The following is a 22423-nucleotide window of genomic DNA, read 5'->3' on the forward strand; positions in this document are numbered from 1 at the left end:
AATTCCGCATCTGACGGGAATGGGGCTGCGATATACCGGAACGGCGACAGGACCAGACCGGAGACATTCCCTCGATGACCGAAGCCGTCACCATCCCGCCGTCCCGGCCCGCAAGGTCCGGCGAATGACCGCGCCCGCCACGCTGAAGGCCGTGCTGATCGGCAAGGCTGTTCCGTTCGGCAAGCCGGGAGCGCTCAGCGCCATCGGCAAGCACCCGGTCGGCGGCGCGCTCGCCATCGGGCCGACCGGCCTTGCCGGCGACGAGCAGGCCGATCTCCGCAATCATGGCGGCCCCGACAAGGCGGTGCACCATTACCCGTTCGACCATTATATGGCATGGCGGGCCGACCTGCCCTCCCCCGTTCCCTTGCTGGAGACGGTCGGAGCCTTCGGCGAGAACCTGTCGACGCTGGGCCTGACCGAGGAGGAGGTCTGCGTCGGCGACGTGTTCCGCATCGGGACGGCGATGCTGCAGGTCAGCCAGGGGCGCCAGCCCTGCTGGAAGCTGAACCACCGTTTCGGCGTGACGGACATGGCGCGCCGGGTTCAGGCCACCGGCCGGACCGGCTGGTATTATCGGGTGCTGGAACCGGGCGTGGCCGCGGCCGGCGACGACGTCGCCCTGGTGGAGCGTCCCCTGCCCGACTGGCCGCTGGCCCGCATCCTGCGCGCCTTCTATCACGACACCGGAGACGTCCGGACGCTGTCGGGCATCGCGGAACTGGAGCCGCTCGCCCCCGGTTGGCGTCAGCTGGCCCGGCGGCGGGTGGAGAGCGGGAAGGTCGAGGACTGGTCGTCGCGTCTGGGCGAATAGGCGGCCGAACCACCGGACGTCATACGCCTGTCATGGAGCTGCTGTAGCGTTGCGCGCGGGCGCGAGGTCGTGCCGACGCTGCTTGCCAGGGGACGCTCCCGTGTACGACATGTCCACACCGAACGCCGGTCCGGCGACCGATCCCGCCGGTTCCTTCCCCGTCGCGGCGCCGGGCGCATCGCCGGTCCGCATCCGCAATTCGGCGGAAGCGGATGTGCCGGCGATGCTGGACATCTACAGCTATCATATCCAGCGCGGGCTCGGCCCCTACGACATCGAGCCCCCGCATCCGGAAGAGCTGAAGCGCCGCCGCAAGGCGATGCTGAAGCGCCGTCTGCCGCATCTGGTCGCGGATCTGGACGGGGTTGTCGTCGGCTATGCCTATGCGGCCCCCTTCCGCAAGCGGCCGGCCTACCGCTACACGGTGGAACACTCGATCTACATCCACAAGGACCATCAGGGCCGCGGCATCGGCCGGCTGCTGCTGCCGTCGCTGATCGAGGCCTGCACCGCCGCCGGCTGCCGCCAGATGATCGCGGTGGTGGACAGCGCCAATGTCCCGTCGCTGCGGCTGCATGAATCCTGCGGCTTCGTCCAGGCCGGCATCCTGCGCAACGTCGGCTTCAAGTTCGGGCGCTGGACCGACAGCGTCTTTCTTCAGCGCGCGCTGGGCGCCGCCGACCGCGAGCCGCCGCACGACCATCGCGCCGGCTGGGCGGCGGCCGAATAATCGCCCTTGCCGGCTGCCATACGCTTTTCCTTTCATCCTCCTCCCTGCCCTTCCGGAGACCCGTCGCATGGATTTCTTCCGCCGCTTCAACTTCCTGGTCTGCGCCCCCGCCTTCGAGGTGGACGAGTTGGAGGGTATGCGGCTTCAGCAGATCCTGTCGGAAGTGGAGCGGATGGGCTTCGAGGTGGTCCGCGCCCGCCGGGTCGAGGACGCCGAACTGGCCATCCGCACCGATGCCGCCATCGGCTGCATGATCGTCGATTGGGGCAAGAGGGGCGCCGATGGCAAGCAGGCGTCCCTGATCGCCTTCGCCCGCCAGCGCGGGCTTGAAATGCCGATCATCCTGCTGGTCCGCCGCCAACGGCTGGAGAACATCCCGGTCGACGTGCTGAACCAGGTCGACGGCTACATCTTCCTGGCGGAGGAGACGCCGGAGTTCATCGCCAAGAATCTGGTCAGCCGGCTGAAGCAATATGCCGACACGCTGAAGACCCCCTTCTTCGGAGCGCTGGTCGATTACGCCGAGGAGGGCAACCAGCTCTGGACCTGTCCCGGCCACAATGGCGGCATCTTCTACAGCCGCAGCCCCATCGGCCGCATCTTCGTCGAGCATCTGGGCGAGGCGGTGTTCCGTGACGACATCGACAACTCGGTTCTGGAGATGGGCGACCTGCTGGTCCATGAGGGACCGGCCCTGCAGGCGCAGAAGGAGGCCGCCCGCATCTTCGGGGCGGAGCGCACCTATTTCGTGCTGAACGGCACCTCTGCCTCGAACAAGATCGTGCTGTCGGCGCTGGTGGCGGAGGACGACCTCGTGCTGTTCGACCGCAACAACCACAAGGCGGCCCACCATGGCGGACTGTTCCTGGGCGGCGGCATCCCGATCTTCCTGGAGACCGAACGCAACGCCCACGGCCTGATCGGCCCCATCGACCCGCGGGCGCTGGACGAGGAGGTGATCCGCGAGCGTATCCGTCGCAATCCCCTGGTCAAGGACCCCGACGCCTGGAAGCGCGAACGCCCCTTCCGTGCCGCGGTGATCCAGCAATGCAGCTACGACGGCACCATCTACAACGCCCAGATGATGCTGGAGCGGATCGGCAAGCTCTGCGACTACATCCTGTTCGACGAGGCCTGGGCCGGCTTTCTGAAGTTCCATCCGCTGTTCAAGGGCCATTTCGCCATGGGGCTGGAAGGGCTGCATGACGGCCATCCCGGCATCATCGCCACCCAGTCCACCCACAAGCAGCTGGCCAGCTTCTCCCAGGCATCGCAGATCCATGTGAAGGACAACCACATCAAGGGGCAGCGCCGCCGGGTGGAGCATCGCCGCTTCAACGAGACCTTCCTGCTGCACGCCTCGACCTCGCCCTTCTACCCGCTGTTCGCCTCGCTGGACGTCGGCGCGCAGATGATGAAGGGGCGGTCGGGCGAGATCCTGTGGGACGACACGATCCGGCTGGGCATCGAGCTGCGCAAGAAGATCCGGGCCATCCGCCGCGAGTTCGAGGAACGCGAGAGCGATCCGGCCAAGCGCTGGTTCTTCGATCCCTTCGTGCCCGACCGCGTCAGCCGCGACGGCCTGGAGACCGCGTGGGAGGAGGTGCCGACCGACGAGCTGGCGACCGACGTGCGTCATTGGGAGTTCGCCCCCGGCGCCGACTGGCACGGTTTTCAGCATGTGGAGCCGGGCTATGCCATGACCGACCCCAACAAGCTGACCCTGCTGACCCCCGGCTTCGACCGCCACAGCGGCGCCTATGGCGACCACGGCATCCCGGCCCCGGTGGTGGCGCAGTATCTGCGCGAGAACCGCATCGTGCCGGAGAAGAACGACCTCAACTCCCTGCTGTTCCTGCTGACGCCGGGGGTGGAATCGAGCAAGGCCGGCACCCTGCTGAGCGGTCTGGTCGCCTTCAAGCGGCTGCACGACGACAACGCCCCGCTGGAGGAGGTCATCCCCGAATTCGTCGCCAAGCGGCGCGCCCATTACCTGGGCCGGCGCCTGCGCGACCTGTGCGCGGAGATGCACGCCTTCTACCGCGAGAAGAACACCAGCGCCCTGCAGCGCGCCATCTTCCGGCCGGAGCATCTGCCGACCATGGCGATGCCGCCGCGCGAGGCGACGCGCCATCTGGTCCGCAACGACGTGGATTACCTGCCCATCGACGAGATCGCCGACCGCATCGCCACCACGCTGTGGGTGGTCTATCCACCGGGCATCGCCACCATCGTCCCCGGCGAACGGCTGGATGCGCGGGCCAAGCCGATGATCGACTACCTGAAGGTCTTCCAGGAGAGCGCCAACCGCTTCCCCGGCTTCGACAACGAGATCCAGGGGCTGTACCGGGAGACCGACGCGAAGGGCGTGATCCGCTACTTCACCTATGTGGTGAGGGAGTGAACCCGACGCGGCCATCGCCCTTCGGGGCCTTGGCCGCTTACAGGGTATCGATGCCCTGTTCCGCAGCGACCTTCTCATACGCGGCCTGCAGCCCGGCAAGGACCGAGGGTCCCTTGACCGGCGCCTCCAGATGCAGGCTGCGCAGTTCATCCATGAAGGCCGCCCACATCGGCGGCCCGCCCTCTTCCAGCAGTTGGGCGCGGATGGCGAGTTCCGGGGTCACCGGCCGATGCCGGCGGCCCCAGGCTCCCATATGCACGAGCAGCGGCACGAGTTGAATCGCCGCTTCCGTCAGGCTGTAGATCGCCTTCTGCTGATGGGTTGGGTCATCCCGCTTCGTCAGCAACCCGGCCTCCATCAGGCGCTTCAGCCGGTCGGCCAGGATGTTGGAGGCGATCCGCTCATGCGACCGGCCCAGCAACTCCCGAAAATGCCGGCGATTCCCGAACATGATGTCGCGGATGACGATCAGGCTCCAGCGGTCGCCCAGCACCTCCAGCGTCAGATTGATCGGACAGCCGGAACGGTGCCTGTCCTCCATCGCCAACTCCTCCGAAAACCGCTTGCAAAATAGGATCGGTCTGGCCTAATGGCAACTGATTGCAATACGCAATCGGATTGTCGGCAGTCCAGTCCTCCGCCATCGCCGAGGCTGGACACGAGCCCGTTCCCGAAGCCCGAGTGCGGGTTCGCCCCGCCCTTCACCAGTCATCCTGTCCCTGGTCACGCCGCAACAGAGGAGACGATCATGTCCTATGTCGATGGATTCGTCCTTGCCGTGCCGAAACAGAAGCTCGACGCCTACAAGGAGATGGCCCGCAAGGCCGGAGCGGTCTGGATGGACCATGGTGCGCTCGCCTTCGTCGAGTGCGTCGGCGACGATGTGCCTTATGGAGAGCTGACCTCCTTCCCGCGCGCGGTGCAGGCGACCGAGGACGAGATCGTCGTGTTCTCCTGGATCCTCTACAAATCGCGCGAAGACCGCGACACGATCAACGCGAAGGTCATGGCCGATCCCCGCATGCCGAAGGACATGAGCGAGATGCCCTTCGACGGCAAACGCATGATCTACGGCGGCTTCCGTCCCTTCCTGGAACTCTGACCCCCGCCCCCCATCCGGATTCCCGAACGCCCGCCCCCGGCCGCGTTCGGGAATCCGAACGGCGGCGGCTCTGACCAACAATTATCCCTCATAATTCCAACAGCTTAGCAGGCCGGCCGGCGAGGGTCGGCCCTGGCACGCCGGTTGCTCCTTACGGGTCGCGTCCCGCGCAGACGGGGCGGATTCAAATCAAGGGAGCGAAACGTCCGATGCCTGCCACAACGCGCACCGAACACGACCTGCTGGGCGACCGCGAGATTCCGGCCGATGCCTATTACGGGGTCCACACCCTGCGCGCTGTCGAGAATTTCCCCATCACCGGCACCCCGATTTCCCATTACCCCGATCTGGTCCGCGCCCTGGCCGAGATCAAGATGGCGGCTGCCCGCGCCAACCATGAACTGGGTCTGCTGGGCGCCGAGCGGGCCGAGGCCATCGTCGCCGCCTGCCGCGAGATCCGCGCCGGAAAGCTGCACGACCAGTTCGTGGTCGACGTGATCCAGGGCGGGGCCGGCACCTCGACCAACATGAACGCCAACGAGGTGATCGCCAACCGCGCGCTGGAGATCCTGGGGCATAGCCGAGGCGATTACGCCCACCTGCACCCCAACGAACACGTCAACATGGGCCAGTCCACCAACGACGTCTATCCGACGGCGCTGAAGCTGGCGACCTACACCGGCATCTTCCGGCTGGTGGAGGCGATGAGCCATCTGCGCGCCGCCTTCCAGCGCAAGGCCGACGAGTTCCGCGACATCCTGAAGATGGGCCGCACCCAGCTGCAGGACGCCGTGCCGATGACTCTGGGCCAGGAATTCTCCACTTACGCCGTCATGCTGGCCGAGGACGAGGAGCGGCTGAAGGAGGCCGCCCTGCTGATCCGCGAGATCAACCTGGGCGCCACCGCCATCGGCACCGGCATCAACGCCCATCCCCGCTATGCTGCACTGGCCTGCCGCCATCTGGCCGAGATCAGCGGCGTGCCGGTGGTCACCGCCCCCAATCTGGTGGAGGCGACGCAGGATTGCGGCAGCTTCGTCCAGCTGTCCGGCGTGCTGAAGCGGGTGGCGGTGAAGCTGTCCAAGACCTGCAACGACCTGCGCCTGCTGTCGAGCGGCCCGCGCGCCGGCTTCGGCGAGATCAACCTGCCGGCGCGTCAGGCCGGCTCGTCGATCATGCCGGGCAAGGTCAACCCGGTGATCCCGGAGGTGGTCAACCAGATCGCCTTCGAGGTGATCGGCAACGACATGACCGTCACCTTCGCCGCGGAGGCCGGGCAGCTGCAGCTGAACGCCTTCGAACCGATCATCGCCCACAGCCTGTTCAAGAGCATCACCCACCTGCGCCAGGGCTGCATCGTGCTGGCCGACCGCTGCGTCGATGGCATCACCGCCAACCGGGAGCATCTGGAAGCCGGCGTGCGCAATTCCATCGGCATCGTCACCGCGCTGAACCCCTACATCGGCTACGCCAACGCCAGCGAAGTGGCGGCGGAAGCCCATCGCACCGGCAGGGGCGTGGCCGAGCTGGTGGAGGCGCGCGGCCTGATGACCGCCGCCGCCCTGGCTGAGGTTCTGCGGCCGGAGGTTCTGACCCAGCCGCGGCTGCTGGCCACCGCCGGCTGACCGTTCCGCCACCCGGTCCCCGGCCCTGCGAAGGGCCGGCGGGCCGGGACCCAATCGACCGTACCCCGGCCGGCGCGTGAGGCGGGCGGGAAAGGTGAGGTAGTAGGACCATGAACAAACAGACGACGCTGATCATCGTCGCCATGCTGCTGGGCATCGTCACCGGCTATGTCTGCAACAGCATGTTCGACCCGGCCGCCGCCAAGACCATCGCCAGCTATTTCGCGATGGTGACGGACATCTTCCTGCGCCTGATCAAGATGATCATCGCGCCCCTCATCTTCTCCACCCTGGTCGCGGGTCTGGCCGGCATGAGCGACGCCCGCACCGTCGGGCGCATCGGCGGCAAGGCGGTCGGCTGGTTCCTGATGGCCTCCTTCGCCTCGCTGTTCATCGGGCTGGTCTTCGCCAACCTGCTGCAGCCGGGCGCCAATGTCGGCGTGCCGCTGCCCGATGCCGCGGCCAGCGCCGGCCTGAAGACCTCGGCCCTGAACCTGAAGGATTTCCTGACCCACGTCTTCCCGCGCAACTTCTTCGAGGCGATGGCGAACAACGAGATCCTGCAGATCCTGATCTTCTCGATCTTCGTCGGCCTCGCCATCGGCCAGCTGCGCGACACCAAGGCCGGCCTGCTCGCCCGCTCGATCGAAGAGGTCGTGCCGGTGATGCTGAAGGTCACCGACTATGTCATGCGCTTCGCCCCCATCGGCGTCTTCGCCGCCGTCGCCAACGTGGTGACGACGCAGGGACTGGGCGTGCTGGCGGTCTACGGCAAGTTCATGGGCAGCTTCTACCTGACGCTGGCGGTGCTGTGGGCGGCGCTGATCTTCGCCGGCTTCGTCGTTCTGAAGGGCGATGTGTTCCGTCTGGTGAAGACGATGCGCCAGCCGATTCTGCTGGGCTTCTCCACCGCCTCCAGTGAATCCGCCTATCCTCGCGTGATGGAAGGGCTTAAGGAGTTCGGCGTGAAGGAGCGGGTGACCGGCTTCGTCCTGCCGCTCGGCTACTCCTTCAACCTGGACGGCTCGATGATCTACACGACCTTTGCGTCGCTGTTCATTGCCCAGGCCTATGGCATCCCGCTGACGCTTGAACAGCAGATCGTCATGCTGCTGGTGCTGATGGTGTCGAGCAAGGGCATCGCCGGCGTGCCGCGCTCCTCGCTGGTCGTCGTCGCCGCCGTGCTGCCGATGTTCAACCTGCCGGAGGCCGGCGTGCTGCTGATCATGGGCATTGACCACTTCCTCGACATGGGCCGCACCGCCACCAACGTGCTGGGCAACGGCATCGCCACCACGGTCGTCGCCAAGTGGGAGGGCGCCATCGGCGAAGAGGACGAGGAGGAGGCCGGCGCCCACCTGCCCGCCCCGGCCGCGGCGGAATAAGCGGGACAGGACATCCACAAAGACAGTCTACAAAGGCGGGCGGGCAATGGGAGGGGGCTTCTGCTATGATGCGGCGGTCGCCGTTTCTCCCCATGCCCCTGCCCGCCTTTTTCATGCAGATTACGCGCCGCCTTCGCACCATCGGACTTCTCCTGCCGGTCATGGCCGGGCTGGCCCTGCTCGCCGGGCTGGCAGGGTTCCATATCAGCGAGGGGATGGGGCTGGCCGCCCTGCGGGAGACCGGGCGCCACCGGCTCGACCTCTATGCCGAGAGCCTGGAACGGGAGATCGACAAGTACGCCTATTTCCCGGCCACGCTGGGGCTGGAGCGCGATGTCCTCGACCTCGTGACCGGGCGGGCGCCGCTGGCCTGGGGGCTGAACCGCTATCTGGAGCGGCTGAACGAGCGGGCCGGCACCCTGTCGATCTATGTGCTGAACCGCCAGGGCCGGGTGCTTGCCGCCAGCAACTGGAACCGCCCCGACAGCTTTATCGGCGAGGATCTGTCCTACCGCCCCTATTTCATCGAGGCCGCCGCCGGCCGCCAGGGCCGCCTGTTCGGCGTCGGCACCACGCGGGGGGAGGCCGGCTACTACCTGTCCTCGCCGCTGGCGGAGGACGGCGCCATCGTCGGCGTGGCGGTGGTGAAGGTCAGCCTGGAGCAGCTGGAGCAATCCTGGTCGACGGTGGAGGCGCCGGTCCTGGTCACCGACGAGAACGGCGTGGTCATCCTCGCCTCCGTTCCCTCCTGGAAATTCACCACCCTGCGGGCGATGGACGAGCCGACGCGCCGGCATTTCGAACGGACCCTGCAATACAACGCCCGCCCGCTGCCGCCGCTGGGGCTGACGCCGCTGGACCGCATCGCCCCCGACGCGGAGCTGGTCCGGCTCGCCCGCCCGGCGGACGGGGAAGCGGAGACGACGGGCGTCTTCCCGGTCAGCGGCAGCTTCCTGGCCCAGACGGCGCCGCTGCACGGCACCGGCTGGACGATGACCGTGCTGTCGCCGGCCTCCGACATTACCGGCATGGCCTGGACCCGCGCGGCGCTGGCGGCGGTCGGCAGCGCCTTCCTCGGCATCCTGCTGCTGATGTGGGTACAGCGCCGCGGCCATCTGCGCGACCTGGAACGCAAGGTGGAGGAGCGCACCCGCAACCTGCGCGCCGCCCAGGACGAGCTGGTGCATGCCGGCAAGCTGGCGGTGATCGGCCAGCTGTCCGCCGGGCTGGCGCATGAGCTGAACCAGCCGCTGGCAGCCCTGCGCACCCTGTCCGGCAACACGGTCAAGTTCCTCCAGCGCGGCAACCTGGATGCGGCCCAGGGCAATCTGGAGCGCATCGCCCAGCTGGTGGACACCATGGGCGCCCTGACCAGCCAGCTGAAATCCTTCGCCCGCAAATCCTCGGGCGCGCCCCGTCCGGTGGCGGTGCGGCGGCCCATCGACAATGCGCTGTTCCTGCTGGAGCAGCGGCTGCGCCGCTCCGGCGTCGCCGTGCAGCTGGAGGTGCCGGAGGATGTGGCGGCGCTGTGCGATCCCAACCGGCTGGAGCAGGTGGCGATCAATCTGGTCGCCAATGCCCTGGACGCGCTGGCCGGACGCAAGGACGGCAAACTGACCCTGACGGCGCGGACGGAGGACGGACGGGTGCGCATCCAGGTGGCGGACAACGGCCCCGGCCTGTCCGAGGAAGTGCTTCCCCGCCTGTTCGAACCCTTCTTCACCACCAAGGAGGCGGCGAAGGACGGGAACAGGGAGGGCAGCGGCGGGCTCGGCTTGGGGCTTGCCATCTCTGCCGGGATCGTGCGTGACTTCGGCGGCACCCTGACCGGGGCGAACGGTGCCGATGGCGGAGCGGTCTTCACCATCGACCTTCCCGCCGCCGCCCTGCCCGCCGACCCGACCACCATCCTGGCCCCCTTCCAGGCCGGAGACCTCGCATGCCCGACACTTCCTCCGCCGCCCTGAAGGTCCTGATCGTCGAGGACGACCCGAACGTCAGCCTCGGCTGCCAGCAGGCGCTGGAACTGGAGGACATCCCGACCCAGGCGGTGGACAGTGCCGAAAAGGCGCGGCGGCTGGTGGCGGACGGCTTTCCCGGCGTGGTCGTCACCGACATCCGCCTGCCGGGCATGGATGGGATGGAGCTGCTGTCCACGCTGCTCGCCGCTGATGCGGACCTGCCGGTGGTGCTGATGACCGGCCACGGCGACGTGTCGATGGCGGTGCAGGCGATGAAGCTGGGCGCCCACGACTTCATCGAGAAGCCCTTCTCCCCCGACTATCTGGTGGAGGTGGTGCGCCGGGCGCTGGAGAAGCGGCGGCTGACGCTGGAGGTGCGCGAGCTGCGCGCCCGGCTGCAGAACCGCGACAGCATCGAAGCGCGGCTGGTCGGCGGATCGCCGCAGATGGAGCGGGTGCGCCGGCTGATCGGCGAACTCGCCACCTCCGCCGCCGACGTGCTGATCCATGGCGAGACCGGCTCCGGCAAGGAGTTGGCGGCGCGCTGCCTGCACGATGCCAGCCCGCGCCGCGCCGGCAACTTCGTCGCCATCAATTGCGGCGGCCTGCCGGAAAGCCTGATCGACAGCGAGATCTTCGGGCATGAGGCCGGGGCCTTCACCGGGGCCGGCAAGCGCCGGATCGGCAAGGTGGAGCATGCCAACAGCGGCACGCTGTTCCTCGACGAGATCGAGAGCATGCCAATGCCGGTGCAGATCAAATTCCTGCGCGTCCTTCAGGAACGCACGCTGGAGCGGCTGGGCTCCAACACGCCAATCCATGTCGACTGCCGGGTAATCGCCGCGACCAAGGTGGATCTGCGCGAACTGGCCGACCGCGGGCAGTTCCGCGCCGACCTCTATTACCGGCTGAACGTCGCCAACCTGCCGCTGCCGCCCCTGCGAGACCGGCGCGAGGACATCCCGCTGCTGTTCGAGCAGTTCGTCCTGCAGGCCGCCGCCCGCCATGGCCGCCCGGTGCCGCCGCCGGATGCCGAGCGGATGCGCCGGCTGATGGCCTATGACTGGCCCGGCAATGTGCGGGAACTGCACAATGTCGCCGACCGCTGCGTGCTGGGCATCGAACAGGGCTTCCCGCCTTTCGCCTCCGCCTATCCGGCTACCGCCCGGCCGCTGGCCGAGGCGGTCGAGTCCTTCGAACGCGCGCTGATCGCCGACACGCTGCGCCGCACCGGCCACAGCCTTGCCCGTGCAGCGGAGGAGTTGCAGATCGCCAAGACCACGCTGCACGACAAGATCAGGAAATACGGCCTGTCGTGACCGCTCCGCTGCCGGTCAGCGGGAAGCGCCGGCCAGCGCGGCGGCGTAGCGTTCGGCCAGCAGCGGGCTGGCGGCGGCGCAGGCCTGCGCGACGAGGCGGGAGCCTTCGACATAAGCGTCCGCCCGCTCGACGCTCCAGGACAGCGGGCGTTCCACCGCCAGAGCCTTCAGGATCGAGATCTGCTCGGCCAGCTTGATGCGCTTGGCGCCGTCGGGCGCTGCGGCGAGGCGGGCGGCCTGGATCGCCTTGCGCTCGGCAATCGCGCGGCCGACATCCTCCGGTGCATCGCTGACGGCGGCCACCAGATCGGCGACCTCGCGGCCGAAGCGGTCGGCCAGTTCGGCGATGGTGGTCAGCCCATCCTCGACCGCGTCGTGAAGCCAGGCGGCGGCGATCTCCGTCGGCGTGCCGCCGGCCTGGGCCACCAGTTCGGCGGTCTCCGACAGGTGCGAGACGAAGGGCGTGCGTGCCCGGTCGGGGCGGAAGGTGCCGTCATGCAGGGCAGCCGCATGGCGCAGCGCCGCCGTGATCAGTTCATTGTTGTCAGACATCTGGTCTCCTCCGTGCCGCGGGCGGGCGGCGACATGGCATTGCCCGCCCAGGCGGCGACAGTGCGCCACGGTCCGGTCAGGCAGCGCTTGCCATCGGCAGGCGGCGACAACCCATCTCGAACGCGTGCAGCCGGGTCCGGAAATGGTCGGCCGTTGCGCGGTCGAAGTCCAGAATCTCGGCCGGCGGCAGATCGCCGCGGATCCGCATGTGGATGGCCGCCTTGCCGTCATGGGTCAGATGCAGGTCGAAGCTGCCGACCAGCCGGTGCAGCCCCTCGCCCTGGTCCTCGCCATGATGGGCGCGGTAGAGCAGCTGAGCCCCGCCGTCACGCTCCACCAGCTCGACGGTGCCCACATCGGCCATGCGCCGTGCAAGCGCCTCCACTTCGCTGCGCAGGCGGGCGACCACCTGGGCGAAGGCGGCATGGACGCCGGCATCCAGCGGTTCGTGATCGAGCGCGCGCTGGGCAGGGGCGACCGACCAGCGGTGCGACGAACTATCGGTGTTCATTGGAAAAAGCACTCCTCGGGGGAGGCGTGGACGGGCCGATCCCGGCGCGTCTCCCGTCCGATTCCTTACCATGCTGCATCGCAGCACAGGGGCGCGACAAATCGTCAAGTGGTATGACCACTTGGCAAAGCTGCCCCGCGGTCAGGCCGCCATCGCCAGTTCCGGGGCCAGCCGGCGGGCATCGGCGATCAGCGCCGCGGTCAGCGGCGGCTGCGGATCGCGCCTTGCGACCACGAGGCCGATCAGGGTGGACAGCTCCGGCGCCACGATGGGGACGGCGCGGATAGTGGGCGGCAGCAGCAGCGAATCCGCCATGATCCGCGGCATGATCGTCGACCACATGCCGGTGCAGAGATGGTTGGTCAGCACGACGATGGAGTTGGATTCCAGCATTGGTTCGGCATGTACGCCCGCCTCTGCAAAGGCGCGGTCGATGATGCGGCGGTTCTGCATGTTGGCGTTCAGCAGGCAGAGCGGCACGGTCGCCGCCTCCTCCCAGGTGATGCTGTCGCGCGCGCCGAACGGGCCGTCCACCGAGGTGATGAGATGATAGCGCTCATGATAGAGCGGCACCTCGTCCACGTTGCCCAGCGGTTCGTTGTCGAGATAGGTGATACCGGCCTCCGCCTCCAGATTCTCCAACCGCGACAGGATCTCGGTGGAGCTGTGGGAAGCGATGGTGATCTTGATGCCGGGATGCATCGACCAGACGGTTGCGGTCAGCCGCTGGACCATCGGCAGTGCGGTCGGCACCACCACCAGCCGCAGCGTGCCGGTCAGCCCCTGCTTCATCGTCTCCACGTCGGCCCGCATCGCCTTGTAGTCGCCGACGATGCGCCGCGCCCATTCCAGCACCCGCTCCCCCTCCGGGGTGAAGCCGATGAAACGGGCACCGCGGTCGACCAGGGGCACGCCCATAGTCGATTCCAGCTGCTTGATGGCGGCGGAGAGGTTCGGTTGCGACACCCCGCAGACCTGCGCCGCGCGGCCGAAATGCTTTTCGGTGGCCAGCGCGATCAGAAATTCCAGCTTTTCCTGCATGCCGGGGCTCCTCCCACCACGTTGGGCGCAGCGTGGATCGGGAACTTTTCCATCACGACCCGAGCAACATCATTGATACGTTTCACGTGTTCACGTCTCCGCGCGGGCTGCCGCAGCGGCAATGCGACGCATCGTAGGCGCACGAAGGGTCACGCTCACGACACTTCCATCTCGACCAATCGAAATCCCTCCCCTGGCGGCCGCTCGATCCGCAGGTCGGCACCCTCCAGGAAGGTGTCGCGGCTGAGCAGGTCGAAGGCATGGCGCAGGGCGTCGGGTTGCACCCGGCTGGTTCGTCCGACCGACAGGCTGACGCGGACCACCCGGTTGAATGGGTTGGCGTCCCGCGCCTTCATCGCCTGCTCCAGCAGGGATTGGCAAAGGGCGATCTCATGCATGGGCTGGGTCTTTCCATAGAAGCACGAACGCAGGGCCAAAACGCCCTCTCCCGCCCCGGGAGAGGGAGGGGACCCACGAAGTGGGGAGGGTGAGGGGAGAGCAAGAATCCCAAGCCGCATGGTTCCTTGCACTCCCCCTCACCCTTCCCAAGCTGCGCTTAGGCCCCTTCCCTCTCCCGGGACGGGAGAGGGAGAAATCGCTCCCATGGTCACGCGTAAGCCGGGGCCTTCTTCGTCGCGCGGGTCACCGCGTTGCTGAGGCCGCCCTTCAGCTTCGCATATTCCTGCTGGACGTAATTCTCGGCCCAGACCTGATCGGCGATCGGCTCGACCCGGACGGCGGCGTACTTGTATTCCGGCGTCTTGGCGATGGGATCGACGGCGTGGATGGTCAGCTCGTTGCAGGCGCCGATCCACCACTGGTAGGTCATGTAGACGGCCCCCTTGTTGGTGCGGTCGGTGACGCTCGCGCGGCTGATGACCTTGCCGCGGCGCGACGACACCCAGACCAATTCCTGGTCGCGGATGCCCAACGCCTTGGCGTCCTTCGGGTTGATGGTGACATAGCCGGGTTCGTCGGCCAGCGTCTGCAGGGCGGCGCAGTTGCCGGTCATCGAGCGGCAGGAGTAATGGCCGACCTCGCGCACCGTGCAGAGGATCAGCGGGAACTCCTCGGTCAGCTGGTCCTTCGGCGGACGCCATTCGGTGGCGAACAGCAGGCCCTTGCCGCCCGGCCGCTGGAAGACGTTGCCCTCGTACAGATACTTGGAGCCCGGCGATCGAGGTCGCGGCAGGGCCACGGCACCGCACCCAGCCCTTCCATCTTCTCGTAGGTGACGCCGTAGAAGATCGGGCAAAGCTCGCGCAGTTCGTCCCAGATCTGTTTGGTGTTGTCGTAATGCATGGGATAGCCCATCGCGGTGGCGAGCAGGCTGATGATCTCCCAGTCGTGCTTGACGTCGCCCTTGGCATCCACCGCCTTGGTGAAGCGCTGGAAGCTGCGGTCGGCGGCGCTGAACACGCCCTCATGCTCGCCCCAGGAGGTGGCCGGCAGGATGAGGTCGGCGAACATCGCCGTCTTCGTCATGAAGATGTCCTGGACGATGACGAACTCCATCGCCTCGAAGCCCTTGCGCACCAGTGCCAGGTCCGGCTCGGTCTGTGCCGGATCCTCGCCCATGATGTACATGGCCTTCAGCTTGCCGGTCTCCGCCAGATGCGGCACGTCGGTCAGGCGGTAGCCGATCTGGTCGGGCAGCGACTCGACACCCCAGGCCTTGGCGAATTTCGCTCGGATTTCCGGGTCGGTGACCTTCTGGTAGCCGGGGAACTCGGTCGGCAGCACGCCCATGTCGCAGCTGCCCTGCACGTTGTTCTGGCCGCGCACCGGACCGACGCCGACATTCGGGCGGCCGAGATTGCCGGTCAGCAGCGCCAGCCCCGACAGGCCCTTCACCACATCGACGCCCTGGCCCCATTGGGTGACGCCCATGCCCCACAGGATGGTGGCGGAGGGAGCTGCGGCATAGATGCGCATCGCCTCGCAGATGTCCTCGGCGGGCAGGCCGGTGATCGCCGCGGCGTATTCGGGAGTGTATTTGTCGACGATCTTCTTGTACTCGTCGAAGCCCTCCGTGTAGTTGGCGACATACTCCTTGTTGTAGAGTCCTTCATTGATCAGGACATTGGCGAAGGCATTGACCAGCGCCATGTTGGAGCCGTTGTTCAGCGGCAGCCACAGGTCGGCAAGACGCGCCGTCTCGATCTTGCGCGGATCGCAGACGATGATCTTGGCGCCGCGCTCTTTGGCCCTGATGATGCGCTTGGCGATCACCGGATGGCTGTCGGCGACGTTGTAGCCGAAGACCAGGACGCATTTGGTGTGCTCGATCTCGGGGATCGAGTTGCTCATGGCTCCGTTGCCCAGCGTCACCTGCAGACCGGCAACCGACGGGCCGTGGCAGACGCGCGCGCAATTGTCGACATTGTTGGTGCCGAGGACCGCGCGGGTGAATTTCTGCATCACATAGTTGGTCTCGTTGCCGGTGCCGCGCGACGAGCCGGTGGTCATGATCGAGTCGGGGCCGTATTTGGCCTTGATCTCGCCCAGCTTGGTCGCGGCGTACTGGATCGCCTCGTCCCACGATACCGCCTCGAAGGCGGCATCGCGCGAGCGGCGTAGCATCGGGTTGCGCAGGCGCGGCGTCAGGATCTTGGTGTCGTTGATGAAGTCGTAGCCGAAATAGCCCTTGAGGCAGAGTTCTCCTTCGTTGGTGACGCCGTTGAGGGGTTCGGCACCGACGACCTTCCCGCCCTCGACCAGCAGATTCAGTTTGCAGCCCGTACCGCAGTAGGGGCAGACCGCCATATGCTTTTCCATCTCGACCTCGATATTCGCTCGATTGCGCCGGCTGTGCGCCAGCCGCGGTAGTGGGGGTCAGGCCGCGACTTCGGCGGCTTCCAGGGCGGCACGCTCGCGCCGGCGGCGCAGGGTCTCGTCCATCGCCTCCCGGTCCATCAGGGTCAGGGCGCTGGTCGGGCAGACCGACACGCAGGCCGGGCCGGCGTCGCGGCCGACGCACAGGTCGCATTTGTGAGCCTGCGCCTTGACGCCCAGGCTGAGCGTCATGCCGGCGAATTGCCGGACCGCCGGCACCGTCACCACGTCCATGGCGCCGAACGGGCAGGCCAGCACGCAGTTCTTGCAGCCCAGGCAGCGCTCCTGCTCCACCTGCACGCTGTGCTGGCGATAGACGATGGCGTTGTTCGGGCAGGCGTTGACGCAGGGCGCGTCCTCGCAATGGTGGCACATCACCGCGGTGCTGACGTTGGCCGTCTTCACCATGCGGATGCGCGGCTTGAAGGTTTCCGGCGCCAGTCCTTCGACGCCGGCACCATCGGAATGGGCAAGCGCACAGGCAACCTCGCATGTCCGGCAACCGATGCACTTGCTTGGGTTTGCAGTGACGAATCTGTTCATTCCCGTCGTCCTTGTTGCAGCCGGAGGGGGCCGTCGGACGGCCCCGCCCCGGCATCGCTTCACTGTTCCCTGGCGTTACGCGCCGGTTGGCCGCTGTGGGCACCGGTGGCTTCACGTCCGATTGAAATCGCTTATCGCCCGATCTTTAAAAGTAATCGACGCCGATAAGCCGATCCTATCGAGTATCTCTTCTTCCTTATCGGAGTTTCCGGGAAGCCAATCGGCAATCAAACCGACAGATGACTTCCTGTCTTTGTGTCGCGCACCTTATACCCACTTTTTTTATGTGTCTAGTTGACATCGCGTCATTCAGGGGAATAGCGTAGCGAAGTCGATGGCGGTCCCATCCGAGACAGCCTTTTGACAAAGATTCGCAACAGCTGGCTCTCCTTCTGCCGCACCGCCTGCAACAACAGGCGGCAACGGGGGCGTGCGCGAGCCAATACTGTCTTCTTATTGGCCGATCAGGTTTCTTTATCGGGAATTTTCCAACCCTGATCCGGCCCATTCGACGCACCCGCCCGGGAAGCCGGAGGTCTGGACATGAATCGCTTCGTTATCGCGGAACCGAGAAAATGCATCGGGTGCAACACCTGCATGGCGGCCTGCACCGAGGCACACAAAAAACAGGGGCTGCAGGCGCATCCCCGGCTGACCGTCATGCGGATCGGCGACGACACCGGCCCCGTCCTCTGCCACCAGTGCGAGGACGCGCCCTGTGCCCGCGTCTGTCCGGTCGACGCCATCACCCATGCCGCCGACACCATCCTGCTGGATGAGCAGGCCTGCATCGGCTGCAAGATGTGCGCGCTGGCCTGCCCCTTCGGCGCCATCACGCCCAGCGGCACCGGAATCGCGGGCGTCGCCGGCATCGCCACCGCCACGCCCAGCCACCCGGCGGCACTCGATCCGCTGCTGGCCTGGGACATCGGCGTGCGCAGCGTGGCGGTGAAATGCGACCTTTGCGCCTTCTCCGACGACGGCCCGGCCTGCGTGCGCGTGTGCCCGACCGCCGCCCTTTACGCGGCAGACGCCGATGCCACCCGCCAGGCTGCCGCCGTCAAGCGCACGCTGGCCGCGGCGGCGCCGGTCAGTCCTGAAACGCCGCTCGCCTCGCTGGAGGGGCTGGACCCATGATTCCACTCTCCCTGCTCATCATGTCGCTGCTGCTGTCCTGCGGCGGCGCCATCCTCTGCCTCCTCCTGAAGCATCGGGAGGGGGACATCCGTCTTGGCGGCAGCGGCGTCGGCATCGCCGCTGCGCTGGCCGGGCTCGGCGCCGGGCTGACGGCCATCGCCGCCGGCCAGCCGGCCGTGCTGGACGCCGCCGGCCCCTACCCCTTCGCCCATTTCGTCCTGCGGCTCGACCCGCTGGCCGGTCTGATGATCGCGGTCATCTCGCTGCTGTCGCTGGTCGCCTGGATCTACGGTTTCGCCTATGTGCGCGAATATGCCGGGCGCGGCATCGGGGCGATGGGCTTCTTCATGAACGCCTTCATCGCCTCGATGATGCTGGTGGCGGCGGCCGACAACGCCTTCTGGTTCCTCATCTTCTTCGAGATGATGTCGCTGGCCTCCTATTTCCTGGTCATCTTCGACCAGGATGACGAGGCGGTGGGCGCCGGCTTCCTCTATTTCCTGGTCGCCCATGGCGGCTCGGTGCTGATCATGGCCGCCTTCTTCCTGATGGCGAACCAAGCCGGCAGCTTCGATTTTGCCGCCTTCCGCGCCCATCCGCTGCCGGCCCCGCTGGACAGCGTCGCCTTCCTGCTGGCCTTCATCGGGTTCGGCGCCAAGGCCGGCATGATCCCGCTGCACATCTGGCTGCCGCGCGCCCATCCGGCCGCGCCGTCGCACGCCTCGGCGCTGATGTCGGGCGTGATGATCAAGATCGGCGTGTTCGGCATCGTCAAGGTCGGCATCGACCTGCTGGGCGCCAGCGCCGGACCGGCGATGCTGGGCTGGGGCCTGCTCGTGCTGGCCTTCGGCGCGGTCTCTTCGGTGCTGGGCGTGGTCTATGCGCTCGCCGAGCACGACATCAAGAAGCTGCTCGCCTACCACTCGGTCGAGAATATCGGAATCATCCTGCTGGGTGTGGGCACCGGGATGATCGGCATGGCGCTGCACCAGCCGGTGCTGGCGGTGCTGGGGCTGATGGCCGGGCTCTATCACCTGCTGAACCACGCGGTGTTCAAGGGCCTGCTGTTCCTCGGCGCCGGCTCCGCCATCTTCCGCATGCATACCAAGGACATGGAGGAGATGGGCGGGCTGGCCCGTACCATGCCCTGGACCGCCCTGTCCTTCCTGGTCGGCGCACTGGCGATCTCGGCGATCCCGCCGCTGAACGGCTTCGTGTCGGAATGGTACACCTACCAGGCGCTGTTCGCCGCGGCGCTCGACGGCACCCCGCTGGTGAAGTTCGCCGCCCCCGTCGCCGCCGTCATGCTGGCGCTGACCGGCGCGCTGGCGGTGATGTGCTTCGTCAAGGCGTACGGCATCATGTTCGCCGGGGCGCCGCGCAGCCATCATGCGGAAGAGGCGCGCGAGGCGCCGGCCGCCATGGTCGCCGGCATGGCGGTGCTGGCCGTCGCCTGCGTGGCACTCGGCCTGCTGGCCCCGCTGGTGGCGCCGGTGATGGGCCGCATCGCGGCGGCGACCATCGGCACCGCTCCGGTGACGCTGGCGGTCGGCACCACCCTGCTGCCGGGCGATGCCCAGCAGGCGACGCTGTCCACCCCGCTGATCGCCATCCTGCTGATCGCCATGGCCTTCCTGCCCATCGCGCTGAAGGCGGCTTTCGCCGCCAAGCGCGGCGGCGACCGCAAGGTGGCGGCGCCCTGGGCGGCCGGCTATCTGCCGGACCATCACATGCCCGCCACCGCCGGCAGCTTCGCCCAGCCGATCCGCATGTTCTTCGCCCCGCTCTACAGCATGCGCCGCTCGATCGCCGGACGCTGGACCGGCATCGCCCACGGCTTCGAGCGGGTGGTCACGCTGGCGCGGCGCACCGAACCGCTGGCCGACCGCAGCGTCATCGCCCCGATCACCGGCGCCGTCGATGCCAGCGGCAAGTGGCTGCAGGTCATCCAGGCCGGCGATTTCCGGATCTACTGCCTCTACATCGTCGCAGCACTCATCGCGCTGCTGGCGCTGGCCGTCTGACGGGAGGACGCCATGCTGACCTTCTCGCACTTCATCCTGGGCCTGTTCCAGGCGCTCCTCCTGCTCGCCGCGGCCCCCCTGATTTCCGGCCTGTCGCGCATGGTCCGGGCAAAGCTGCACACCCGGCACGGGCCGGGCCTGCTGCAGGACTATCGCGACATCGCCAAGCTGCTGACCCGCCAGGACCTGACCCCACCCAACAGCGGCTTCGCCTTCCGCGCCATGCCGGCGGTGATGCTGACGACGGTGCTGGTCATCGCCATGGGCATCCCGATGCTGACCCGCTTCACGCCGGTGGCGCCCATCGGCGACCTGATCACGGTCATCTACCTGTTCGCGCTCGCCCGCTTCTTCTTCTCGCTGTCCGGCATCGACAGCGGCAGTTCCTTCTCCGGCATCGGCGGCAGCCGCGAGCTGACCATGGGCGTGCTGGTGGAACCGGTGATGATGCTGTCGCTGTTCGTCGCGGCCCTGCTGGCCGGTTCGACCAACCTCGGCGCCATCGGCACCGCCATCGCCGACGGCCATGTCCAGTCGGTCACCGCGACCATCGTCGCCGCCCTGTCCTTCGCCTACGCCATCTACATCGAGCTGGGCAAGCTGCCCTACGACATGGCGGAAGCGGAGCAGGAGCTGCAGGAAGGCCCGCTGACCGAATATTCCGGCCCGTCGCTGGCGCTGATCAAGTGGGCGATGTCGCTGAAGCAGGCGGTCGTCGTCGCGTGGTTCATCGGCGTCTTCCTGCCCTTCGGCAGCACGACCGGGATGACGTTTTTCGGGCTGCTGTTCGGGCTGGTCGCCTTCGCCATCAAGCTGGTCCTGATCTTCGCCGCGGTCGGCGTGGTCGAGAACAGCGTCGCGCGCGTCCGCTTCCGCCTGACCCCCCAGCACAGCTGGGTCGGGGTCGGCGCCGCCTCGCTCGCCTTCGTCTTCTATCTGGTCGGCCTGTGAGCCGGCGAGGGGCAGCATCATGATAACACTCCCCACGGAACCGCTCGGGCTGCTGGCGCTGGCCGCCATCCTGGTCCCCTTCGGCGGTGCGGCGGCGATTGCGGCATCGGAACGGGCATCGGCCAAATGGCTGTGCCAGGGCTTCGCCGCTGCCACCGTCGCGGTGATCGCCATCCTCGCCATGTCGCTGCTCGGCGACGGCAAGGTCGGCGGCACCTATGAGCTGATCTCCTTCGGATCGGTCTCGATCCTCGGGCTGGTGGTGGACAGCGTCAGCGTGCTGATCGCGCTGGCGGTGATCGCCATCGGCCTGCTGGTGGCGGTCTATTCCGCCGCCTACCTGAATGCCGGCAACCGCGAGCATCCCGACATCGGCCGGCGGCGCTTCTACGCCTTCCTGCTGGTGTTCATCGGCGCCATGACCGGGCTGGTCTTCAGCTCCACCATCGTCGGCCAACTCGCCTTCTTCGAGCTGACGGGCGCCTGCTCCTGGGCCCTGATCGGCTATTACGAGTCGCCCAAGGCGCTGCGCTCCGCGGCGAAGGCGCTGCTGGTCACCCATGTCGCCTCGCTCGGCCTCTATGTCGCGGCGGCGCTGCTGTTCCTGTCGACCGGCACCTTCGCGCTGACCGCCATCGCCGATCTGGCGCCGGGGATGAAGGCGGTGGTGCTGCTGGCGATCCTGGTCGCCGCCTGGGGCAAGTCGGCCCAGCTGCCCTTCCACATGTGGTTGCCCGACGCCATGGAGGCCCCGACCCCGGTCAGCGCCTACCTGCATGCCGCCTCGATGGTGAAGGTCGGCGTCTACATCTTCGCCCGCGGGCTGATGTCCTCGGGCGGCGCGCCGGAGATCGTCGGCTGGGTCGGCTCGATCATGGCGGTTCTGACGCTGGTCTACGGCTTCTTCATGTATCTGCCGCAGGTCGATTTGAAGCGCCTGCTCGCCTATTCGACCATCACGCAGCTGGCCTACATCCTGCTGGCGCTGTCGCTGTCGGTCTTCGGCTCCGACCTCGCCTTCAAGGGCGCCATCGCGCACATCTTCAACCACGCCTTCGCCAAGACGCTGTTCTTCCTGGTCGCCGGTGCGCTGAGCTACACCGCCGGCACCCGCCTGCTGCCGTCGCTGCGCGGCATCGTCACCAAGTCGCCGCTGCTGGGCGTCGCCTTCGTCTGCGCCGCGCTCGCAATCACCGGCGTACCGCCCTTCAACGGCTTCTTCAGCAAGTTCGCCATCTTCGCCGGCGGGTTCGAGGTTGGGGCGCATCACTGGGCGCTGATGCTGCTGGTCGTCATCGCGCTGGCGGAATCGGTCGGCTCCTTCGCCTGGTTCCTGAAATGGCTGGGCCATTCGGTGCCCGGCAAGCCGTCCACCACCATGGCCGCGGCAGCACCCTGCCGGCCGGCATGAAGTTCGTGCTGGTGGCCCTGGTGGCGATGACGGTGGTCTCAAGCTCCATCGCCGCCTCGTGGCTCGGCTGAGGGAGGG

General features: G+C 67.3%; 17 protein-coding genes and 2 pseudogenes. 12 read left to right on the forward strand and 7 right to left on the reverse strand.

The annotated features are described in order from the left end of the window. Nucleotides 1–124: 124 nt before the first annotated feature. The 3 genes from AB8P05_RS21555 to AB8P05_RS21565 all read left to right on the forward strand — a co-directional run bounded on the left by AB8P05_RS21555 (nt 125) and on the right by AB8P05_RS21565 (nt 3948). Nucleotides 125–814 (forward strand): MOSC domain-containing protein, encoded by a 690-nt coding sequence (locus AB8P05_RS21555; protein ID WP_472760288.1) that lies wholly within the window; start codon nt 125–127, stop codon nt 812–814. 109 nt (nt 815–923) lie between these two features. After that, complete coding sequence (locus tag AB8P05_RS21560) at nt 924–1544, forward strand: GNAT family N-acetyltransferase (protein ID WP_472760686.1); 621 nt, start codon at nt 924–926, stop codon at nt 1542–1544. A gap of 67 nt (nt 1545–1611) precedes the next feature. Continuing rightward, nucleotides 1612–3948, forward strand: a complete 2337-nt coding sequence (locus tag AB8P05_RS21565; protein WP_472760289.1) for an Orn/Lys/Arg family decarboxylase — start codon at nt 1612–1614, stop codon at nt 3946–3948. A gap of 37 nt (nt 3949–3985) precedes the next feature. On the opposite strand, the gene AB8P05_RS21570 is transcribed toward AB8P05_RS21565, so the two are convergent. Further along, entirely contained in the window at nt 3986–4489 is a 504-nt protein-coding gene (locus tag AB8P05_RS21570) for a winged helix-turn-helix transcriptional regulator (protein ID WP_455174315.1), read from the reverse strand. Nucleotides 4490–4696: 207 nt separating this feature from the next. Here AB8P05_RS21570 and AB8P05_RS21575 point away from each other — a divergent pair, with 207 nt between their 5' ends. The 5 genes from AB8P05_RS21575 (at nt 4697) to AB8P05_RS21595 (ending at nt 11340) form a co-directional block, all read left to right on the forward strand. After that, complete coding sequence (locus AB8P05_RS21575) at nt 4697–5050, forward strand: DUF1428 domain-containing protein (protein ID WP_455174314.1); 354 nt, start codon at nt 4697–4699, stop codon at nt 5048–5050. Between the two features lie 209 nt (nt 5051–5259). Further along, on the forward strand, nt 5260–6675 hold the full coding sequence (gene aspA / locus AB8P05_RS21580) for an aspartate ammonia-lyase (RefSeq protein WP_472760290.1): 1416 nt from the start codon (nt 5260–5262) through the stop codon (nt 6673–6675). A 110-nt stretch (nt 6676–6785) separates the two neighbouring features. After that, a complete protein-coding gene (locus AB8P05_RS21585) occupies nt 6786–8060 on the forward strand; it encodes a dicarboxylate/amino acid:cation symporter (RefSeq protein WP_472760291.1) in 1275 nt (424 codons plus the stop codon). A 113-nt stretch (nt 8061–8173) separates the two neighbouring features. Next, complete coding sequence (locus AB8P05_RS21590; protein WP_472760292.1) at nt 8174–10027, forward strand: sensor histidine kinase; 1854 nt, start codon at nt 8174–8176, stop codon at nt 10025–10027. Then, nucleotides 10000–11340, forward strand: a complete 1341-nt coding sequence (locus tag AB8P05_RS21595) for a sigma-54-dependent transcriptional regulator (RefSeq protein ID WP_472760293.1) — start codon at nt 10000–10002, stop codon at nt 11338–11340. Before AB8P05_RS21590 ends, AB8P05_RS21595 begins: the two co-directional genes overlap by 28 nt. A 15-nt stretch (nt 11341–11355) precedes the next feature. On the opposite strand, the gene AB8P05_RS21600 is transcribed toward AB8P05_RS21595, so the two are convergent. The 6 genes and pseudogenes from AB8P05_RS21600 to AB8P05_RS21625 form a co-directional block, all read right to left on the reverse strand. After that, complete coding sequence (locus tag AB8P05_RS21600) at nt 11356–11892, reverse strand: HD domain-containing protein (RefSeq protein WP_472760294.1); 537 nt, start codon at nt 11890–11892, stop codon at nt 11356–11358. Nucleotides 11893–11968: 76 nt separating this feature from the next. Next, on the reverse strand, nt 11969–12403 hold the full coding sequence (locus AB8P05_RS21605) for a hypothetical protein (protein ID WP_472760295.1): 435 nt from the start codon (nt 12401–12403) through the stop codon (nt 11969–11971). 141 nt (nt 12404–12544) lie between these two features. Beyond that, entirely contained in the window at nt 12545–13444 is a 900-nt protein-coding gene (locus AB8P05_RS21610; RefSeq protein WP_472760296.1) for a LysR family transcriptional regulator, read from the reverse strand. A gap of 155 nt (nt 13445–13599) precedes the next feature. Further along, nucleotides 13600–13842 carry a hydrogenase maturation nickel metallochaperone HypA/HybF gene (locus AB8P05_RS21615; protein ID WP_472760297.1) on the reverse strand — a complete coding sequence of 81 codons (243 nt, stop codon included), beginning with the start codon at nt 13840–13842 and terminating at the stop codon, nt 13600–13602. Between the two features lie 209 nt (nt 13843–14051). Then, a pseudogene (fdhF, locus tag AB8P05_RS21620) lies at nt 14052–16222 on the reverse strand (formate dehydrogenase subunit alpha). 57 nt (nt 16223–16279) lie between these two features. Continuing rightward, a complete protein-coding gene (locus AB8P05_RS21625; RefSeq protein WP_472760298.1) occupies nt 16280–16822 on the reverse strand; it encodes a 4Fe-4S dicluster domain-containing protein in 543 nt (180 codons plus the stop codon). A 543-nt stretch (nt 16823–17365) separates the two neighbouring features. Between AB8P05_RS21625 and AB8P05_RS21630 the strand changes: the two genes are divergently transcribed. The 4 genes and pseudogenes from AB8P05_RS21630 (at nt 17366) to AB8P05_RS21645 (ending at nt 22416) form a co-directional block, all read left to right on the forward strand. After that, on the forward strand, nt 17366–17959 hold the full coding sequence (locus AB8P05_RS21630) for a 4Fe-4S dicluster domain-containing protein (RefSeq protein WP_472760299.1): 594 nt from the start codon (nt 17366–17368) through the stop codon (nt 17957–17959). Continuing rightward, nucleotides 17956–19983 carry a hydrogenase 4 subunit B gene (gene hyfB / locus AB8P05_RS21635; protein ID WP_472760300.1) on the forward strand — a complete coding sequence of 676 codons (2028 nt, stop codon included), beginning with the start codon at nt 17956–17958 and terminating at the stop codon, nt 19981–19983. Before AB8P05_RS21630 ends, hyfB begins: the two co-directional genes overlap by 4 nt. Before the next feature lie 12 nt (nt 19984–19995). Beyond that, a complete protein-coding gene (locus AB8P05_RS21640; RefSeq protein WP_472760301.1) occupies nt 19996–20934 on the forward strand; it encodes a respiratory chain complex I subunit 1 family protein in 939 nt (312 codons plus the stop codon). Between the two features lie 19 nt (nt 20935–20953). Further along, a pseudogene (locus tag AB8P05_RS21645) lies at nt 20954–22416 on the forward strand (hydrogenase 4 subunit D). Nucleotides 22417–22423 lie beyond the last annotated feature (7 nt).

The sequence above is a fragment of the Azospirillum sp. VT-I1 genome (genome assembly GCF_055698305.1).

Coding starts and splice junctions, on each gene's coding strand:
- AB8P05_RS21555 (WP_472760288.1), top strand. CDS start 125: ATGACCGCGCCCGCCACGCTGAAGGCCGTGCTGATCGGCAAGGCTGTT.
- AB8P05_RS21560 (WP_472760686.1), top strand. CDS start 924: ATGTCCACACCGAACGCCGGTCCGGCGACCGATCCCGCCGGTTCCTTC.
- AB8P05_RS21565 (WP_472760289.1), top strand. CDS start 1,612: ATGGATTTCTTCCGCCGCTTCAACTTCCTGGTCTGCGCCCCCGCCTTC.
- AB8P05_RS21570 (WP_455174315.1), bottom strand. CDS start 4,489: ATGGAGGACAGGCACCGTTCCGGCTGTCCGATCAATCTGACGCTGGAG.
- AB8P05_RS21575 (WP_455174314.1), top strand. CDS start 4,697: ATGTCCTATGTCGATGGATTCGTCCTTGCCGTGCCGAAACAGAAGCTC.
- aspA (WP_472760290.1), top strand. CDS start 5,260: ATGCCTGCCACAACGCGCACCGAACACGACCTGCTGGGCGACCGCGAG.
- AB8P05_RS21585 (WP_472760291.1), top strand. CDS start 6,786: ATGAACAAACAGACGACGCTGATCATCGTCGCCATGCTGCTGGGCATC.
- AB8P05_RS21590 (WP_472760292.1), top strand. CDS start 8,174: ATGCAGATTACGCGCCGCCTTCGCACCATCGGACTTCTCCTGCCGGTC.
- AB8P05_RS21595 (WP_472760293.1), top strand. CDS start 10,000: ATGCCCGACACTTCCTCCGCCGCCCTGAAGGTCCTGATCGTCGAGGAC.
- AB8P05_RS21600 (WP_472760294.1), bottom strand. CDS start 11,892: ATGTCTGACAACAATGAACTGATCACGGCGGCGCTGCGCCATGCGGCT.
- AB8P05_RS21605 (WP_472760295.1), bottom strand. CDS start 12,403: ATGAACACCGATAGTTCGTCGCACCGCTGGTCGGTCGCCCCTGCCCAG.
- AB8P05_RS21610 (WP_472760296.1), bottom strand. CDS start 13,444: ATGCAGGAAAAGCTGGAATTTCTGATCGCGCTGGCCACCGAAAAGCAT.
- AB8P05_RS21615 (WP_472760297.1), bottom strand. CDS start 13,842: ATGCATGAGATCGCCCTTTGCCAATCCCTGCTGGAGCAGGCGATGAAG.
- AB8P05_RS21625 (WP_472760298.1), bottom strand. CDS start 16,822: ATGAACAGATTCGTCACTGCAAACCCAAGCAAGTGCATCGGTTGCCGG.
- AB8P05_RS21630 (WP_472760299.1), top strand. CDS start 17,366: ATGAATCGCTTCGTTATCGCGGAACCGAGAAAATGCATCGGGTGCAAC.
- hyfB (WP_472760300.1), top strand. CDS start 17,956: ATGATTCCACTCTCCCTGCTCATCATGTCGCTGCTGCTGTCCTGCGGC.
- AB8P05_RS21640 (WP_472760301.1), top strand. CDS start 19,996: ATGCTGACCTTCTCGCACTTCATCCTGGGCCTGTTCCAGGCGCTCCTC.